This is a genomic window from Thalassotalea agariperforans (assembly GCF_053470345.1).
Window position 1 is genome coordinate 75416 of sequence record NZ_JBQMWH010000012.1, and the last position, 17770, is coordinate 93185.

The 17770-nt window shown below is 37.5% G+C and carries 18 protein-coding genes; 7 read left to right on the plus strand and 11 right to left on the minus strand.

Features of this window, described 5'->3' with window-relative positions:
- The first annotated feature begins 7 nt into the window (after positions 1-7).
- Both ACSLUO_RS14260 and ACSLUO_RS14265 read left to right on the plus strand, forming a co-directional pair.
- Entirely contained in the window at positions 8-1315 is a 1308-nt protein-coding gene (locus ACSLUO_RS14260; protein ID WP_448249435.1) for an SPOR domain-containing protein, read from the plus strand.
- 52 nt (positions 1316-1367) lie between these two features.
- A complete protein-coding gene (locus ACSLUO_RS14265; protein WP_448249437.1) occupies positions 1368-2183 on the plus strand; it encodes a Dam family site-specific DNA-(adenine-N6)-methyltransferase in 816 nt (271 codons plus the stop codon).
- Between the two features lie 14 nt (positions 2184-2197).
- Here ACSLUO_RS14265 and ACSLUO_RS14270 read toward each other — a convergent pair whose 3' ends face one another.
- Entirely contained in the window at positions 2198-2383 is a 186-nt protein-coding gene (locus ACSLUO_RS14270; protein WP_448249439.1) for a DUF2970 domain-containing protein, read from the minus strand.
- A 140-nt stretch (positions 2384-2523) separates the two neighbouring features.
- Entirely contained in the window at positions 2524-3201 is a 678-nt protein-coding gene (locus ACSLUO_RS14275) for a TorF family putative porin (protein ID WP_448249441.1), read from the minus strand.
- Between the two features lie 322 nt (positions 3202-3523).
- On the opposite strand from ACSLUO_RS14275, the gene rpe reads away from it, so the two are divergent.
- Both rpe and trpS read left to right on the plus strand, forming a co-directional pair.
- Positions 3524-4198: a ribulose-phosphate 3-epimerase gene (rpe, locus tag ACSLUO_RS14280; protein ID WP_448249443.1), complete on the plus strand. Its 675-nt coding sequence runs from the start codon at positions 3524-3526 to the stop codon at positions 4196-4198.
- A 17-nt stretch (positions 4199-4215) separates the two neighbouring features.
- A complete protein-coding gene (gene trpS / locus ACSLUO_RS14285; protein ID WP_448249445.1) occupies positions 4216-5220 on the plus strand; it encodes a tryptophan--tRNA ligase in 1005 nt (334 codons plus the stop codon).
- Positions 5221-5303: 83 nt separating this feature from the next.
- Here trpS and ACSLUO_RS14290 read toward each other — a convergent pair whose 3' ends face one another.
- Both ACSLUO_RS14290 and ACSLUO_RS14295 read right to left on the minus strand, forming a co-directional pair.
- Positions 5304-6281, minus strand: a complete 978-nt coding sequence (locus tag ACSLUO_RS14290; RefSeq protein ID WP_448249447.1) for an FHA domain-containing protein — start codon at positions 6279-6281, stop codon at positions 5304-5306.
- Complete coding sequence (locus tag ACSLUO_RS14295; RefSeq protein WP_448249449.1) at positions 6269-7531, minus strand: S1 family peptidase; 1263 nt, start codon at positions 7529-7531, stop codon at positions 6269-6271. The genes ACSLUO_RS14290 and ACSLUO_RS14295 overlap by 13 nt, the downstream gene beginning before the upstream one ends.
- A 111-nt stretch (positions 7532-7642) precedes the next feature.
- Here ACSLUO_RS14295 and ACSLUO_RS14300 point away from each other — a divergent pair, with 111 nt between their 5' ends.
- The gene (locus ACSLUO_RS14300; protein WP_448249451.1) at positions 7643-8029 is read left to right on the plus strand and encodes an MmcQ/YjbR family DNA-binding protein; all 387 of its coding nucleotides are present in this window, start codon (positions 7643-7645) and stop codon (positions 8027-8029) included.
- A gap of 146 nt (positions 8030-8175) precedes the next feature.
- Here ACSLUO_RS14300 and ACSLUO_RS14305 read toward each other — a convergent pair whose 3' ends face one another.
- From ACSLUO_RS14305 to ACSLUO_RS14320, 4 genes are all read right to left on the minus strand, one after another.
- Positions 8176-9006 (minus strand): sulfite exporter TauE/SafE family protein, encoded by an 831-nt coding sequence (locus ACSLUO_RS14305; RefSeq protein ID WP_448249453.1) that lies wholly within the window; start codon positions 9004-9006, stop codon positions 8176-8178.
- A gap of 164 nt (positions 9007-9170) precedes the next feature.
- The gene (locus ACSLUO_RS14310) at positions 9171-10229 is read right to left on the minus strand and encodes a methionine synthase (RefSeq protein WP_448249455.1); all 1059 of its coding nucleotides are present in this window, start codon (positions 10227-10229) and stop codon (positions 9171-9173) included.
- A gap of 70 nt (positions 10230-10299) precedes the next feature.
- Positions 10300-11286, minus strand: coding sequence for a DUF1852 domain-containing protein (locus ACSLUO_RS14315; RefSeq protein ID WP_448249457.1), 987 nt, complete (start codon positions 11284-11286; stop codon positions 10300-10302).
- Between the two features lie 417 nt (positions 11287-11703).
- Entirely contained in the window at positions 11704-12225 is a 522-nt protein-coding gene (locus ACSLUO_RS14320; protein WP_448249459.1) for a hypothetical protein, read from the minus strand.
- Positions 12226-12470: 245 nt separating this feature from the next.
- On the opposite strand from ACSLUO_RS14320, the gene ACSLUO_RS14325 reads away from it, so the two are divergent.
- Positions 12471-13367: a hypothetical protein gene (locus tag ACSLUO_RS14325; protein WP_448249461.1), complete on the plus strand. Its 897-nt coding sequence runs from the start codon at positions 12471-12473 to the stop codon at positions 13365-13367.
- Between the two features lie 365 nt (positions 13368-13732).
- On the opposite strand, the gene ACSLUO_RS14330 is transcribed toward ACSLUO_RS14325, so the two are convergent.
- Together ACSLUO_RS14330 and ACSLUO_RS14335 are read right to left on the minus strand one after the other, a co-directional pair.
- Positions 13733-14437 (minus strand): pirin family protein, encoded by a 705-nt coding sequence (locus ACSLUO_RS14330; protein WP_448249463.1) that lies wholly within the window; start codon positions 14435-14437, stop codon positions 13733-13735.
- Positions 14438-14482: 45 nt separating this feature from the next.
- Complete coding sequence (locus tag ACSLUO_RS14335; RefSeq protein WP_448249465.1) at positions 14483-14929, minus strand: DoxX family protein; 447 nt, start codon at positions 14927-14929, stop codon at positions 14483-14485.
- A 146-nt stretch (positions 14930-15075) separates the two neighbouring features.
- On the opposite strand from ACSLUO_RS14335, the gene ACSLUO_RS14340 reads away from it, so the two are divergent.
- Positions 15076-15978, plus strand: a complete 903-nt coding sequence (locus ACSLUO_RS14340; protein ID WP_448249466.1) for a LysR substrate-binding domain-containing protein — start codon at positions 15076-15078, stop codon at positions 15976-15978.
- A 75-nt stretch (positions 15979-16053) separates the two neighbouring features.
- Here the strand turns inward: ACSLUO_RS14340 and ACSLUO_RS14345 are convergent, their stop codons facing one another.
- A complete protein-coding gene (locus tag ACSLUO_RS14345; protein ID WP_448249468.1) occupies positions 16054-17706 on the minus strand; it encodes a sensor domain-containing diguanylate cyclase in 1653 nt (550 codons plus the stop codon).
- Positions 17707-17770 lie beyond the last annotated feature (64 nt).

The window sequence follows — 17770 nt, forward strand, 5'->3', positions numbered from 1 at the left end:
TGAGGCTATGTCAGCACTTGCATATCATTCAGTCGCTGAAAATCAAAACGCGCAAGTTGCGAATATAAATTCAGGCACTTATTCGAATACGAATATTAGTGCGAATGCGCGTATTGATTATATCTTTCGCTTTTCAAATCAACTTGTTGTGGTTGCCGCTGAGCAATCAGCACAATATTCTCCAGTCACTAGCCATTTTCTAGCTAATTTAAACGCTGATCATAATGCGGCCTTTATTGCTGTTTCTAGTCAATTACATGATATTCAAATTCGTAGTCGGTTAGTTGAACAATTATTTACTAATGTGTTATTTGATCCTGAGCAATCGTTAGCGGTTAGCTTAGTCAATTTAGTGAAAGCTAATCCGCAAAAAATTTCTATTGCTATAGAGCATGGTCAGAATCTATCGATTCAAATATTACATGAATTAACACAGTTAGCGGAAATAGCTAAACGTGCTCAATTAACTATTAATGTGTTGGTCAGCGGTAATTATGTTCTAGGACATAAACTTTCAGAAAACAGTATCTTATTCAAAAATAAATTATCGATAATTGCAGCAGAAAGTGGCCAACTAGTACCACTGAAGTCACCGTTATTTAAGCAAAAGCGACAATGGTTTAATTCATTAAAAAAAGCAAAATGGTTAATTATTAGCTTAGTAACTATTTTATTTTTGGCTTTAGCTGGCGTTGTTGTCGTTGAAAGTATTAATGAGACTAAGCTGAAAGCGAAAACGCAGGCTACAAATCAGCCATCAGCACCTGTTTTTGTTGTCGCTAATAAACTAAAAACAACCGATGCTGCTAGTGCGCCGGCAACACATAGCGATATTCTTAATGCATTATCGTTAAGCGAGACGCCTGAAATACAGTTAGCGGATAATAACGATGTGTTAACGGCATTAACGTTGGCAGAGTCGATACAACCAACACAGACAATCACTTCAGCTAATAAAATGCCAAGTAAGTTAGTGGATGAAGTATCATTAATTGATCAGCATGAAGCTAAAGACGTAGTAAATATTTATCAAACCATGGCAAATGGCTTTGTTATTCAGTTTGCTGCTTTTAGTGAACAAAAAGTTAAAAATGACTTTTTAAAACAATACTCAAATTTAGAATATGCTAGCTATTTTAGGCTAATTGATGGTGTTGAATTTGAAGTATTAACCTCAGTTCCTTATGCCACGCGATTAGAAGTTGAACAAGCCAAAGCCGCATTACCTGAATCGTTACAAGCGCTAAAAATTTGGATTAAAAGCCTAGATGCAATAAAAAGTGAAATCAAACACTATCAAAGCTCCCAATCTTGATTAATATTGGCTACAATCCTGCCTTGAATTAAGTTGTAGGCATTTAAGAAAGATGACAAAAAAACAACGCGCATTTTTAAAGTGGGCAGGCGGTAAATATGCCTTGAGCGATGTTATTGCCAAGATGCTACCCGAAGGTGACGTACTTGTTGAACCTTTTGTTGGTGCAGGTTCTGTTTTTCTTAATAGTAACTATAAGCGTTATTTATTAAATGACATCAATAAAGACTTAATTAATCTCTATAATTTACTGAAATTAAGCCCAGATCAATTCATTAAAGATGCAGTTAACTATTTTTCGCCGGCTTATAATCAGGCTGATAGATATTACCAGCTAAGAACTGAGTTTAATGCTTCAACCGATCCTTATCATCGTTCATTGCTCTTTTTATACCTGAATCGTCATGGTTACAACGGTTTGTGTCGTTATAATAAATCCGGCGGTTTTAATGTGCCGTTTGGTAAATACAAAAAACCGTATTTTCCTGAGCAAGAACTCAATGCCTTTGCTGATAAAGCACAGTTAGCGGAGTTTACGTGTTTGGGCTATCGTGAGATTTTTGAACGGGTAAAACCAGGTGATGTGGTTTATTGTGATCCACCTTATGTACCTTTAAGTAAAACCGCGAGTTTTACCAGTTATTCAGGTAACGGTTTTGGTTTGGATGAACAAGCTGATTTAGCGAATGCTGCGGAAGAAAGCACGGTTAATAAAGATGTTTCGGTATTAATTAGTAATCACGATACCATTTGGACACGTAAAATTTATCAACATGCCGAGCAGATAAAATCACTGAAAGTTTCTCGTACCATTAGCCAGCAAGGCGCTACACGAAAAAAAGTTGGTGAGTTGTTAGCACTTTATTAAGGGAAATTCGTTTTTTATGAGCTGGGTAAAACTAAGCTGACAGCGAAAATTAATAAAGCAATAAAAACAATCACACCAATAATACCGGCAATAATAAAATGGCTGGCTTTACCTTGACTAAAATCTCGATTTCTATTTTTGTCACTTTGCACCCCAAAAAAGGCGGCAGCGACACTTTTTAGTGTTGCAATGAAATTCATACTAACTCCTCTATACTAGTTAACACTAGCATGCATTGATCTACTAAGGTTAGCAATACTAATGCTGGGAGTTAAATGACACAAAAAAGCCTGAAGATTTTAAGTCTTCAGGCTTTTAGAAATTAATTTAAAAATTTAAATTATAAAGCGATATCTACAGCGTAAGAAACATAGAATTTCATGTCGTTGCTGTCAGCACCGTCTTTAAAATCTGTTTTAGAAACACCTAAAGTGAAGCCATCTTTGCTTACTGAAGCGCCGATGTCAAAAGATTCAGTTGAGAAATCACCGCTGTAATCACCAATGTGTAAACCAACTTCAGCGCCACTTTCTAAGGCAAAACCGTAATCGATGTTAGCATAAACAGAATCACCAAATTCACCGCCATCGCCACCAGCTTCTGAATCAGCTAATACAGCTACACCAAACGTGAAACCAGCTGTTGAAAGGCTTGCATAAATTTCTGAGAAGTCATTTTCGTCAGCAACTGAATCTGGGTATGCATAATAGATATAACCCACATCATAAGAAACATCTTCACTGATATCGCCACCAAAACCAAAGTATAAATCTAATTCAGTTTTCATGTCGCCCCATGAAGCGTTTGATGCCCAAGTACCCGCATAAAAGCCAGACTCGCTTGAGTAATCAATACCACCAGAAATAGCGGCAGCACCACCTGTTTGCTCAAGACCACGCCACAAGTAGTTGCTTGTTGCTGCTACGTTAGCAGAAACTTCTGCAGAAGCCGAAGTTGAAACGAAAGCAGCACTTGTTGCTAAAGAGATAATCGTAAGAGGTAAAGCTAATTTTTTCATAGTAATTCCCATGTTTTCAGTTTAAATGTAACCATTATTATTGGCTTTGATATTCAATATCTAAGTTAGTTATAGCAAGTTAAGTGCCTATTAAAGAAAAATTAAATTTTTATTAAAATAACCTTTTAAAATCAGACGTTTATTTTCGGAGCTCTATCGTGGTGCATTTTTAGTTTTTTAGTGTAAAAAATTCATTTGCACAATATTGGTGCTGCAACGTTTCATCTGGTGCAATTGGATGCGACAAATAATTTATTTTAACTTCAATAATTAAGCGGTATTAGGTAAAGTAGCGGCATTAATTATTTGTGGAATTTTAACTATGTCGAACTATTTAATAGCACCGTCAATTCTTTCAGCTGATTTTGCTAATTTAGGTGCTGATGTCGCCAAGGTTATTGCTGCCGGTGCTGATGTTGTGCATTTTGACGTAATGGATAACCACTATGTTCCTAACTTAACTTTTGGCCCAATGTTTTGCCAAGCGTTACGAGATTATGGCATTACCGCACCAATTGACGTGCATTTAATGATTAAACCAGTTGATGCATTAGTGCCAGCCTTCGCCAAAGCAGGGGCTGATATTATTACCTTTCACCCAGAAGCGAGTGAACATGTTGATCGTACCTTACAGTTAATTAAGCAACATGGCTGTAAAGCGGGCTTAGTGTTAAATCCGGCAACGCCGTTAAATGTGTTAGATTTTGTTATGGATAAATTAGACTCAATTATGTTGATGTCGGTTAACCCTGGTTTTGGCGGGCAATCTTTTATTCCAATGACTTTAGATAAACTTCGTCAAATTCGTCAACGTATTGATGCCAGTGGCTTTGATATTCGACTTGAAGTTGATGGTGGCGTGAATGCTGACAATATTGCGGAAATAGCGAGCGCGGGTGCAGATATGTTTGTTGCTGGCTCAGCTATTTTCAACCAACCTGATTATAAAGTTGCTATTGATAACATGCGTGCTCAATTAGCAACTGTTAACAAATAAAGAAGTAAAGGAAAATCATGACTAAACCTATTGTATTAAGTGGTTGCCAACCTTCAGGCGAATTAACTATTGGTAACTATTTAGGAGCTGTGCAACAGTGGTCTAAAATGCAAGATAGTCACGACTGTTTTTATATGTTGGCTAATCAACATGCGATCACCGTTCGTCCTGAGGCACAAGCATTAAGAAACTCTGTTTTAGACGGCTTAGCTTTGTATATGGCGTGTGGTATCGATCCTGAAAAAAGTGCCATTTTTGTTCAGTCGCAAGTGCCCGAGCATAGCCAATTAAGTTGGGTGCTAAATTGTTACACTCAAATGGGTGAGCTAAATCGCATGACCCAATATAAAGACAAATCACAAAAATCTGAAGCTAATATGAACTCGGGTTTATTTACTTATCCGGTATTAATGGCCGCGGATATTTTATTATATAAAGCAGACCAAGTACCTGTGGGTGATGATCAAAAGCAACATTTGGAATTAGCGCGTGACATCGCAACGCGTTTTAATAATTTGTATGGTGATATTTTTACCGTACCAGAGCCGTTTATTCCTGAATTTGGCGCACGGGTGATGAGTTTACAAGATCCGTTAAAGAAAATGTCTAAATCAGATGACAATACTAATAACTTCATTGGTTTGTTAGAAGATCCGAAAAAAGTGGCTAAAAAAATTAAACGTGCAGTAACTGACTCAGACGAGCAAGCACGAATTTATTTTGATGTTGAAGAAAAGCCAGGAGTTTCTAATTTATTATCTTTATTGTCATGTTGTACTGGCACTACCGTGGCTTCATTAGTGCCACAATATGAAGATAAAATGTATGGTCATTTAAAAGGTGATGTTGCCGATGCTGTGGTTGCTTTGTTAGAGCCAATTCAAGCTAAGTTTAAAGCTTATCGTAATGATCAAGCATTCTTAGATAGCGTGATGCGTTCAGGTGCGGATAAAGCTTCTGAACGAGGTCAGCAAGTATTATCTAAGGTTTATGATGCTGTCGGTTTTATTGCTAAACCTTAATATCGCTTTTGGTTAATAAAAAACGCCGCTAAGTTAAGCGGCGTTTTTTTTGGCAATTTTAATGAAAATGATAGGGGTTGAGTTTAATCATCTTCATTGGCTGTTTTGCTTGCACTTGCAAACAAGGTCTCAGCTTCATTGATAAAAGTATCAACACTACTACCAGAGGTGAGTAGAAAGTTTGGTGGCATAATTGTGTTGTCGTAACTTGGGTATGGTCTAAATTCAGGTTGATTGCTCATTTGTACTAAGCTGGAACCACCAAAAAATAATACCACTAAACCTAATGCGGTAAAGTTACGGCGCTTGTTTGTCATATGAAAACCAATATAGGCATTTAACCAGAATAAACCAAAGGCAATTAATATTGGTAACGCCATTACGGTTAAGCTTACTAAGAAGTTACTTGATGAATTGAATAATAAGATGTTTTCAATGAAATCAGTTAACCAAAATAGATTAAAGAAAATAAAACTGATACCTAGCTGATGCCAAATACGGGAGTCATTTTTTGTTAAATGTGACACTAACGCGACCCCACAAGGCCACATAGCAAAACCGAGAGTCATGCCAATAGCAGGGACAAAAAATTGTGTGTAACTGACTTCAATCGGCTTAGTTAAATAAAATAAATGCGCCGCTAAACAGGTAAATAATGCCATTGCCGCAATCAATACAACAGGTTTGCGAGCGAGGTTAATTAAGTTTTCGAAAGGACTAAATACCACACTTTCAGCAACCGGATGGTTTGGAAAAACAATGCGGATTTGGCTTTTACCAATACTGATGACATCACCGGAGTGAACGATATGATGATCCGCCGATTTTTTCTTTTCTCCTAAAAAACTACCATTTATGGTGTCTAAGTCATGAACTCGCCAAAATTCACCATCAAAGGTGATGTTGAGGTGTTCAGGACAAACATGAGGATCAGAAATAATTACGTCATTGTCATAACTGCGGCCGACAGAAATATTAGCTTGATTATATTTTTGCCGACTAATAAATTTTTGGTTGCGACTGATCTCTTCAATAATAATGGTTTCATTTACTGTTCCCATGACACTGCCTCCATAAATTTCTTAGTAAATAGCAGAGCATTTTTTTGTTCAACACCTGACATGGTAAAGTGGCTAATCAAAGCTTTGTCGTGTTTATCAACACTTGCGGCTAAATAAATAACATCAAATAATTTAGGAAAGTCTTTATAAGCGCGAGTACAAAATATGGTTTTATTGCTGATCGCATGATTATTTGGCGTGACTATATCGTGATGACATTGAAATTCGCCGACATGATCTTTACCAGCTTGATTATTCGGTCCTACTTGGCGAATACGTTGTTTGTATAAGTGATAAAATTTAGTATCACTTAGCTCTTTTGCTTGTAAGTAACGATACTCCATTTCTAAGCTACCGGTAAAAAAGTTGCCTTCGATATAGGTATTTTCATCCAGAGTACAGTTGGCAATCACAGTAAAATATAAGTCGTCTTTTTTATCGGCATTAGAATTACCCCAACAACGAATATAAGGCAGGTCGATGGTTGGAATTATCGCATTACCTTGACCTAACCGTTTTAATTGCCAATCGGCAGCAAGTACTTGCTCAGTTAATTTTTGTTGATAAGCTGATAATTGTTCAGCCATTTGCTGTTTTATATTGTTTGGTGGCGCACTTTGAAATTGCTTAAATAATATTTTTAGCTTGTCGTGCGGCACTAAAAAGCCAATTTGATTACCTGAGGTTGCCACATTAATACCAACAACTTCAGAAGCTTTGTTGACCACAGGGCCACCACTCATTCCTGAATTTACTGAGCCGGTAAAGTGAATGCGATCATTGAAAGATTCGGCTTTTAAGCCATTATAAGTACCAGGTACAACAATCATGCCTAAATCATGTGGATTGCCCAGTGAATATAATTCTTCACCTTTAATTGGCGTATCATGCGAAATTTTAAAATAAGGCATAGGAGCTGAAACGGCGCGCTTGACCAAAGCGAGATCATTAATTACATCAACACTTTTTAATAATAGCTCGCCACTATTGCCTTGCTGATCAAGATACTGCATTTTATATTTTTCAGGGTGGCGGGCATAACCTGAAATAACATGATAATTGGTGGCAACTAAGCCATCTTCGGTAATTTGAAAACCAGAGCCAATAGATGACTTTTCACCGCTGGCAATATCAATTAATTTTATTTGATACAACGAAGGCGCCAGTTGCTTAAATAACGCTTCTGCGTTTTCAACTGCTTGTAATTGGGCGGTAAAACAAAAAATGAATAGGGAAACTAACCTTTTCATTTATATTCCTTTTTTATTTGAAAATTAACCACATTGTGCCATTGTTAGCATAATTGTCATTAACAATTTATCATTATCTTAGGATCAGTGACATTAGGAGAATACTTGCATATGGATCATCAACAAGTTCATCAATATATTATTGATAAGCCCGAAGCCGTTTTACAGCACCCGTTTGGCGACGAAGTGCATGTTTATAAGGTAAATAATAAAATGTTCGCGACCTTGGCGATTGGCAAAATAGGGAAAGGAGAACAAGAAGGAGAGTTAGAATACTGGTTAAACCTTAAGTGCGACCCTGAAGAAGCAATTATGTTACGAGATATTTTTCAGTCAATTATTCCCGGTTACCACATGAACAAGCGTCACTGGAATACCATTATTTTAGATGGCACTATTCCTCAAGGAGAGATTGAACGCATGATTGATAATTCGTTTTTATTAGTGGTAAATAATATGCCAAAACAAGAGCAAAGATCTATTTTGATGCAGATGTAAGGCTATTACACTTCGATAATCACGCTATCAAAAAGACAGTAAGAATAAGGTGTAACACCGAATTTTTAGACGCTTATTAACAATAAGCGTCTCGATTGTTAACTTTCCCGACAAATTTATAACGCTAATAACTTGTACCTTAATGTTTATAAAAAGGTTTGTGCCAGCATCCGTAAGCCAGTTAAAAGTAACACCAAAGCAAAGATTTTTTTCAGTTTTAGCGCGTCTAATTTAGCGGCTAATGCTGCGCCGACAGGGGCAAATAATACGGTCAGCGGCACAATACAAATAAAGCCAATTAAGTTAACTAAGCCAAATGTACCAGCAGGGGCATCAGTTGGCGTATTCCCGAGAATTAACATAGTAAGCGCGCCAGGCAGTGAAATAATTAGCCCGATAGCGGCGGCAGTGCCAACAGCCTTATGGGCAGGATAGTTATATAGCGTTAATAGAGGAACCGAGATAGTACCACCACCAATACCAACCATAGCACTGAAAAAGCCAATGCTTGTACCCATCACGGTTTGTCCTGCGTTACCTGGCAATTGTTGAAATAAAGCGGATTTTCCGGTGCGGCACAGCATATTTAACGCCGATAAGCTTGCGATCACGCCAAATAACATTGTTAGCAGACTGCCATTTACACGGGTTACTAGCCAGCTTCCCGCTAAAACACCTATTAAAATAAAGACAGCCCAGCGCTTTAGCAGGCTAAAATCAACATTGCCTTTTTGGTGGTGAGCGCGAATAGAACTAAGTGAGGTTGGTATTATGGTCGCAAGCGATGTTGCTGTTGCCACTAGCATTGCCGATTCTGGTGATACGCCAAAGCTTTGAAATAAAAAAAATAACACTGGCACTATCACAATACCGCCGCCGACGCCTAATAAGCCGGCTAAAATACCAGCAAAAATGCCTGTAGCAACTAATGTCAAAAGGGTGGAGATGTTCGTTGTGATAAATTCAATAAGATTCATTGTTTACTACTTCTATTTTTACATCGACAAAATCTTATTATCGACTTGATGTTTTTAACCCTAGCTTGATAAGACTTATTTTTAAGCCGTCAGCAGCTAGGGTTATTTACTTATCCCGAGTTTTATACTTATTCGTGCTCTAAAATACCAACAATGAAGATGGCTTAAGCTGAAAGCTCTTTTCGGATAATTTCGGCACCGGCACTTAACGCCTTTAACTTACCTCGTGCTACTTGCTGAGATAATGGCGCCATACCACAGTTAGTGCAAGGATAAAGCTTGTCGGCATCTACATAATTAAGTGCTTTGCGTAAGGTGTTTGCAACTTCTTCCGGTGTTTCAATAATATCGCTAGCAACATCTATAGCTCCGACCATGACCTTTTTACCGCGAATAAGCTCAAGTAGTTCGATTGGTACATGAGAATTGTGACACTCTAATGAGATAATATCGATACTCGATTTTTGCAATTTAGGAAAAGCTTCTTCATATTGTCGCCATTCTGAGCCTAACGTTTTTTTCCAATCGGTATTGGCTTTAATGCCATAACCATAACAAATATGTACAGCGGTTTCGCATGTTAACCCTTCAATTGCTCTTTCTAAACAAGCAATGCCCCAAGCATTAACATCATCAAAAAAAACATTAAACGCTGGCTCATCAAATTGAATAATATCAACACCAGCAGCTTCTAATTCTTTGGCTTCTTGATTAAGAATTTTGGCGAACTCCCACGCTAGCTTTTCACGACTTTTGTAATGGTCATCGTAAAGTGTATCTATCATGGTCATAGGTCCTGGCAGGGCCCACTTTATCGGCTGCTCAGTTTGTTGGCGTAAGAACTTAGCATCTTCAACAAAGACAGGCTTTTGTCGACTAACCGGACCAATAACCGTAGGCACACTGGCATCATAACGATCACGAATTTTAACGGTTTTACGTTGGTTAAAATCAACGCCGTTAAGATGTTCAATAAAGGTAGTTACAAAATGTTGGCGAGTTTGCTCGCCGTCACTGACAATATCAATGCCGGCTTGTTGTTGATCTTGCAACGATAAGCGTAAGGCGTCGTGTTTGCCTTGAATTAATTCTTTACCTTGTAATTTCCAAGGAGACCAAAGTGTTTCAGGCTCTGCCAGCCATGCCGGTTTGGGCAAGCTGCCTGCCGTTGAAGTAGGTAATAATGTTTTGTTAGTAAAGGTGTTGTTTATTAATGTTGTCATAATAAGCTTTTCATAATAAATAATGCGGTTTGTTTTTCTACTCGTTTAGCATGGCTAACAAAGCTAGCGGCTAAGCGTAATGGCTACCGTAATTGGCTGACCATTGTTCAAGCACCGTTTGGTATGGTTTGATGAAGTGTTCTTCAGCAAATTTACCTTGCTCATTACCCAATCGGCTGCGTTCTTCTCGGTCATACACAATTTGTGTTAATGAATGATCTGGGTTCTTTAAATTTGGCTGATAGGATTTTCCTGCAGCAGCGTTGGCGTTATAGATCTCTGGTCGATAAATTTTTTGAAAGGTCCCCATTGTGCTAATGGTGCTTATTAGCTCAAGGCTTGTGTAATCATTTAATAAATCGCCAAAGAAATAAAAGGCTAAAGGCGCAACGCTATTCGGGGGCATAAAATAACGCACCTGCAGACCCATTTTTTGGAAATATTGCTCAGTTAACGAAGCTTCATTCGGCTGGTACTCAACGCCCAATACCGGATGTTGATTTTCAGTACGATGATAGGTTTTATTATCTGAAACACTAAGACAAATAACCGGTGTTTTTTTGAAATTTTGCTGATAAGCCTCTGAATTAATAAAACATTTAAAAAGCTTGCCATGTAATTCGCCAAAATTATCAGGAATGCTAAATTTGCTTTGTCCTTTGTTGTAGGCTTGCAGTAAAACACTAAAGTCATAATCTCGTACATATGAAGAAAAGTTATTACCAACGATACCTTCAATCTGCTTGTTGGTTTTATGATCAATAATATTTGTTTTTAATACTTCAATTGATGGAAAAGTTTGACCGCTGCCTGAAATATCAATATCAACGGAAACAATTTCTAGCTTTACTGAATAACGATCTCCTTGGGGGTTATCCCAATGCGCTAAAGCATTAAAGCTGTTGTTGATCATATTTAGCGCGTTGCGTAAGTTTTTCTGGCGATAGTTTCCTCTCGCCAAATTAGCAAAGTTAGTGGTGATCCGAGTGTTGTCTGATGGTTGATAATCTTCATCGAGACAAGTGCTTTTAATGCTAAAGGTAAAATGGTTATTCATGGTGCGCTGGTATCCAATTGTCTGAGATAAAATATTAAAGGTTTAGGGTCTCTTATTAAGAGCTGGTGGTATTTTATACTCGGTAGTGTTATGAATAAAATTGATTTATTTTCATTTAATTATGAATTTTACTCATGTTTTGTTGGCAGGGTAATCGATTAACATAAAAAAAAGTTAACACGGCCTAAATGAGTGAATCGATAAAATGGGATAAATTTGCGTACTTGTTAAGCTTTTTCTTGTCGATAAAAAACAAGCATTGCGTCTATGGCAGTAGGGTGTCTAGAAAGTAGATAGGTGCTTCAATAGCATTATTAATTAAAAGAACTGAACTAAATTGATGCTTAATGTTGGCGCTGAAAATAAGCCAAAACCAACGTCATCGGCTATTTTGGCTCTTTATTTGTCAATAGTTGATTAAGGAGCTAAAAATTTCCTGACCTCATTAAGCGCAGCCACAGAAAAACCCTCATCATAAAAGTATAAAATAACGCCATTTTTATCTAATAGTACTACTCTGGCATTATTTGGATTTTCATTACCTGTGAATGCTTGAACTTCATCGCCGTCGTTATACACAGTAACCACACCTTGCCAAAGTGATTTAGGTATACCGTTTCTCATACCATTATTAATCGTGGTGCTAAACATTCTAGGAAATAAGCCTTGAATAGTGGGGATTTCATAAACATCAACTTGCGTATTTGTCATATCTAAACCTATCAGCCAGCGGTCAATATCAAATTGTGAATTTTGTTTGTAGCCAATTAATAGTAAGGTAAAGTCGCCGGTGAAATCTGAGGGTATTTGCACCTGCTCTTGTTCGAGATTTTCACCGCTTACTGTTGGAAAGCTTTTTCCGGTAACTTGTTGATTCAGATAAGTACTACTGCAACCGGTAGTTAACAAAAGTAAAAAGCTTATGAAGAAAATGCGCATTTTATTTGCCCGTTTATATAAAGATATTTATGACTACGGATTGATTACTCGGTTAGATCATCTTGGTAGCTATTTACGTCGTATTCTTAACAAGCGGTGAATCAAAGCTTTGGATAATACTATGACTTTATTTCAATTTGAGTTAATTTGAATTATATTGATTAATAAAGTTTATTTGTGCTTTTAATAGGCTACAAACTTTAAATTATTCATTAAACATTCTTTTACAATAAGCAATAATACCTATGAAACATATATTAATTCCTTTGTTAATGTCGTTTATTACACTAAGTTGTGCGATAAATGTAACCGATAATGCCAGTTCATCAACAAGCCAAGCGTTAGATACAATCAAACCACCACAAGGGCGTCTAGCGATTGTTATTGATGGTAACTCACCTGATCCTGATGATATTGGTGCAACGCCAGTAATGTTGGCTTTGCTTAAACAAGCCGAGCTTAACGATCGTTTGGTGCATCTTTCACATTCTTGTGATTTAGACCCCTTTCGTAATAAAGGAATTCAAAGAATAGATGCAACCAATGAACTGCGTCGTCAGAAGTTTCTACATGAATTAAGTGGTAAAGGCACTGAACTTTTTGGCCCGTTTAATAATTTACGTGCTTATTATAATTGTCGTACGCATCAAGAAGCGGCAACGCTTGATCTTCGTGATGCTATTAATGCTTCAACAGCAACTGACCCACTCTGGATAATTGAAGCCGGTGAACCTGATTTAATTGGCTATGCACTACAAAGAGCTAACCCTGCAGCACGTAAGCATGTTCATGTGGTCTCACATCATCCAGCCAATGATAATAGTGGTGATTTCTTCAGCTGGCAGCAAATTCTTAATTTTGGTGTCATTGAGCATCAAATTGGCGACCAAAACGTAGGTTTACAAACTCCTATTCATCAATGGGATTGGGCCAAAAACCATAAAGACTCAGGTATTGCTTATATCTGGCAAATGATGGCTTATGCTGAGCAAGATGGTGTTGTGCCTTTCCAAGCGAATAAGTTTGATTGCTCTGATGCTGGTATGGTGTATTGGTGGATCACCGGGGCGAATAATCAAGGAAATAAAAATGCAACGCCTGAAGATATTAAAAAGATATTGTTAATGGCCAGCGCTAACTAAGCTATTTAGTTTAAAAAAACTTAAAGGCTTGCTAATTAACCCTAACTCAGGATAACAACTTGCTTTCTAGCTGCTGTTTTTCCTTATTACGGCGTTAAATTTAATTGCAATACGCCCCCATGGATGGGGAAGGTAGAGCGACGTTTGAACCAAAGCCGAGGCTCGCTATTGACGCTCAAATTTACCTTGTTCTAAGAAAAAACATCGAGCTAGAATAAATGAAATATGAAAAACATATGCGCTTCATATTGTTAGCTAATTTCTTATCCTGTGTTCGGGTTAGTTAATTTTCAGGATTAACGGCAAGCCTTTTTTATTAACTAAATTGTTTGCAGCTAAGTAGGCGTAAAGCACAACTGTTTAGTTTATGGTGCATCAATCACTAAAATTTCACAGTCAGTTAATGCGTGAATTGTAACAACTTTACTTTCGGTTATTTCTGCACCATCACCTTGTTGCATGGTAATATTTTTTTCATTTTCTCTTATTTCAAATGAACCAAAAGATGCCAGCACATAAGCTTGATGTGTGATCGACTGATTAAAAACACTACCTTGTTTGATTTTGCCACCAAAAATTCTCGCATTTTGATAGATAAACAAGCTGTTACCTTTGTCTTCAGAGTAACCAGAAACTAATAATGGTAGTTGCGTTGAGAACTCGGTTGGAAAAGTTTTTGCTTCCCAACGTGGCGCCACATTCAGTTTATTGGTTTCTATCCAAATTTGATAAAGCGTAATAGGCGCTTTGCCACGGTTATGCTCAGAATGAACAATACCGCTGCCAGCACTCATTACTTGTACCTCACCACTTTTAGTGATGCCTTTGTTACCGGTATTATCTTCATGCGTGATCTCTCCTGAACGCACATAAGTAATAATTTCCATATTATTATGAGGATGCGGAGCAAAGCCTGTGCCTGCTTGAATCCAGTCATCATTGATAACACGTAAGGTACCAAACGACATCCTTTCTGGGTTGTAATAATTAGCAAAACTAAAGTGATGGTTGGCTTTTAACCAACCGTGATCGGCTTTACCTAATTGTTGATATGGAATATGTTTCATCATGGTAGCGTTCCTTAAATAATATTGGCAGTTGGCATTGTCAGGCTATCACTTAATTTTATTACTGATGATATTGTCGATACTTAACTTACCACCACCTTGAATCATTAATGCGACACTAATGGCAAATAAAGCTAACGCAAATTCATAACCGTTATTACTCATAAACAAGCCGTTAGCAAAATGAACACTAAAAATAGCCACTAACATGGTTATCGCTAATACTAGGCTAGCAGGGCGAGTTAACAAGCCTATGATTAATAATAAGCCGCCGATAAATTCAGCACTGCCCGCTAATAAGGCCATCAAAAATCCGGGCGCTAAGCCTATCGACTCCATCCATTGGCCGGTACCATCTAAACCGTAGCCACCAAACCAAGCAAATAGTTTTTGTGCGCCATGTGCGCTAAAAATTATGCCGGCAATTACACGTAACGGTAACGTCGCGTAACTTTGTGTTGACTGAAATACTGAGTTAATTGTTAATTTGTTCATCTTAAGTCCTATAAATAGCTGCTTTGTTGAAAGTAAAGTTATGGTAGCTCAACGATATTTCTTTAATAACTGGTGATTATTGTTTGATTTGTTCAAAAAAATTGAACAATATGTTTCTCACTGTTAGTTAACGTATTTGGTGTTAAATGAACTCTCCCATAACTGTAGAAGCTTTAATGGTATTAGATGCTATTGATGAACGAGGAAGCTATGCTGCAGCCGCTGAAAAACTGAATAAGGTACCGTCAGCACTTTCATATATTATGCAAAAATTAGAAGAGCAGCTCGATGTCACTTTGTTCCAGCGACAAGGGCGTCGCTCGGTGTTAACGCCGGCAGGAAAGCATTTATTAGTTGAAGGACGAAATATTCTGCTAGCTATCAACAAATTATCAGAACAAACCCAAATTATCGCCAATGGTTGGGAGCCCAAAATTCGTATAGCCATTGATTCGATCATTGATGGTATGGATGTTTTTCCAATTATTAATCAATTTTTAATTGAGCACCCAAATATTGAAATTGATATTAGTGAAGAAGTATTAAACGGCACATGGGAGGTGTTGATTGATGATCAAGTTGACTTAATTATTGGTGCGTCAGCACCGGTTCCTCCACAAAAGGGCATTGCATCACAACCGATGGCATCAAATGAAATGGCATTTTATGTTAATAAAACGCATCCTTTAATGAGTTGTCAAACACCATTAAGTAATGACGATATTGCTAACTTTGTCACTGTTGTTGTCCACGACAGTGCAAAAACCGCCATTCCTAAATCCATTGGTCTAATTGAAAATAGTCAGCACCTCTATGTCGCCACGTTAGAGCATAAAATTAAAGCGATTATCAGCGGCTTAGGCTGTGGTTTTTTGCCCAAAAAACGCGTGCAAAGTTATGTTCAACAAGGAGTATTAATTGCGCTGGAAACTGAAAAAATTAAGCCACCAGATGAGTTAGTTATTGCTTGGAAGTTAGTCAATCGCGGTAAAGGCCTACAGCGTTTAAGGGAATTGTTAAAGAATGCAAATCTTGCTGGCGTTTTTTGATGAGATGTTCTCGTAACTCACTTTTATACGGAATGGTATTACTTGAAAGATTTAATTTAACGGTAATAGCTTTTGTTAAAGCAAACTGATTTTGGCTTTTTTATGTTGATACATTTTTTGATCGGCTATCGACAGACATTCCGAAGGGGTCTTTCCCTCGTTATTACTCGCAATCCCAAAACTTAGCCCTGCACCTTGCCATGATTTTTTCAGCTGTTCGTTAACATTAAGCATATATTCACGATAGGTTTGTTGTAATTTATTGATATTGTCTGCTTGTTTTACCGAAACAATACAAATAAATTCATCACCACCCACACGAAAAACATGCCCTAATGGCGCTATGGCTTTGGCAATAAGCTTGGCACCATATTTAATTAACTTGTCCCCTTCGTCATGTCCAAATTTATCATTGATGGTTTTTAAACCATCAAAGTCAATGTAGATGACAATATAAGGGGAGGTTAGAGCGGTCAAAGTGTCATCAAGTGCATAACGATTGCCAAGTTTTGTTAATGGGTCAATACGTGACAGATAAAAATGCTGATTATATTCATTTTGTTTTAACTTAAACCACTCAGATAGCGAAAGAACAATACAGATACAATCAACAGATAGCGCTAAAATCACCAATAACTCGGGATAATCCAGTGGGCCAAATTGTTTACTATGTGACGCTATATAATAAATTAACGAAGCACTATAGAGAAGATTACCTGTCAGAAAGTATTTTGCCCTGAAGTCTTTTTCTTTGAGCATGTAAAAACCAACAAACAAGGTTAAATTTATCCAAACAAGTGCTAAGGCATGGGAAAGGTAGAAGGTTAATTCAAATGGTAAAAACAACATCACAGTACCAAGGAATATACAGGCCAAGGAGACTGTGGTTAATACTTTATGTAGCCGGATGAACTTCGTTTTGCATTCAAATAAATCAGCAACGAATTGGCTAGCACAAGCGATAGCAAAAGGAAAAATATACATGCCACTATAACTAAAGTTGAAAGTAGAAAACGTCGAGAAATCTTCGATTAAACCGGCGGCAGCTGCCCAACCTAAACCATGAAGGCCGACATAACCGGCACATGTAATGGCGATACGTTCCCTCGTACGGGTGTAAATTAAAAAGGTCAATAAACTGAGCAATAACATAATACTAATTGCTACGAAAGAGACCGAATTATTTATGCCTTGGTAGTGATAAAAATTAGCTTCATCGTAAATAGCTAAAGACACAGGTGTAGGGAAGTGTTTCGCTGAAATATATAGCCATAATGTTCCATTTTCGTTTGCTTTTAGTGGTAACGGTAGTGCTTGAAAATGAAGTAGATGAGGAGTTTGTGTTGTGGTTAATTGTGAAAAATTTTTTAATTTAATTAGCGCTTCATTTTCCCCTTGCCAATAAGCTTGCCCGATATCGACAAAATTAGCATTTGGTACGAGAAACCATGTTTTTTCATCACTATTTTTTATGGTCAATTTTGCCAGATACAGTCCCGCTTGCCCAACAATGGCTGGCGAGGTATTGGCGGCATTTTGCCAAACCTGTTGTGGGTGATCAAAATTTACCTGGGCTTCTGCAACTTTTCGCCATATATTATTGTCTTCAATAAAGAGCGATGACTGATTCTTGAGGTCTAAATTGGGGCTGGCGAATAATTGCGAAGAAAACGCTATTAAAAAAATAGCAACGAGTAATCTAGGCACTAAAGAATCTATAAGGTTCAAGTAATATACCCTTGATTAGCTGTTTAACTTTAAGATAGAAAATAATGCGTGGTTTTTCCAGCAA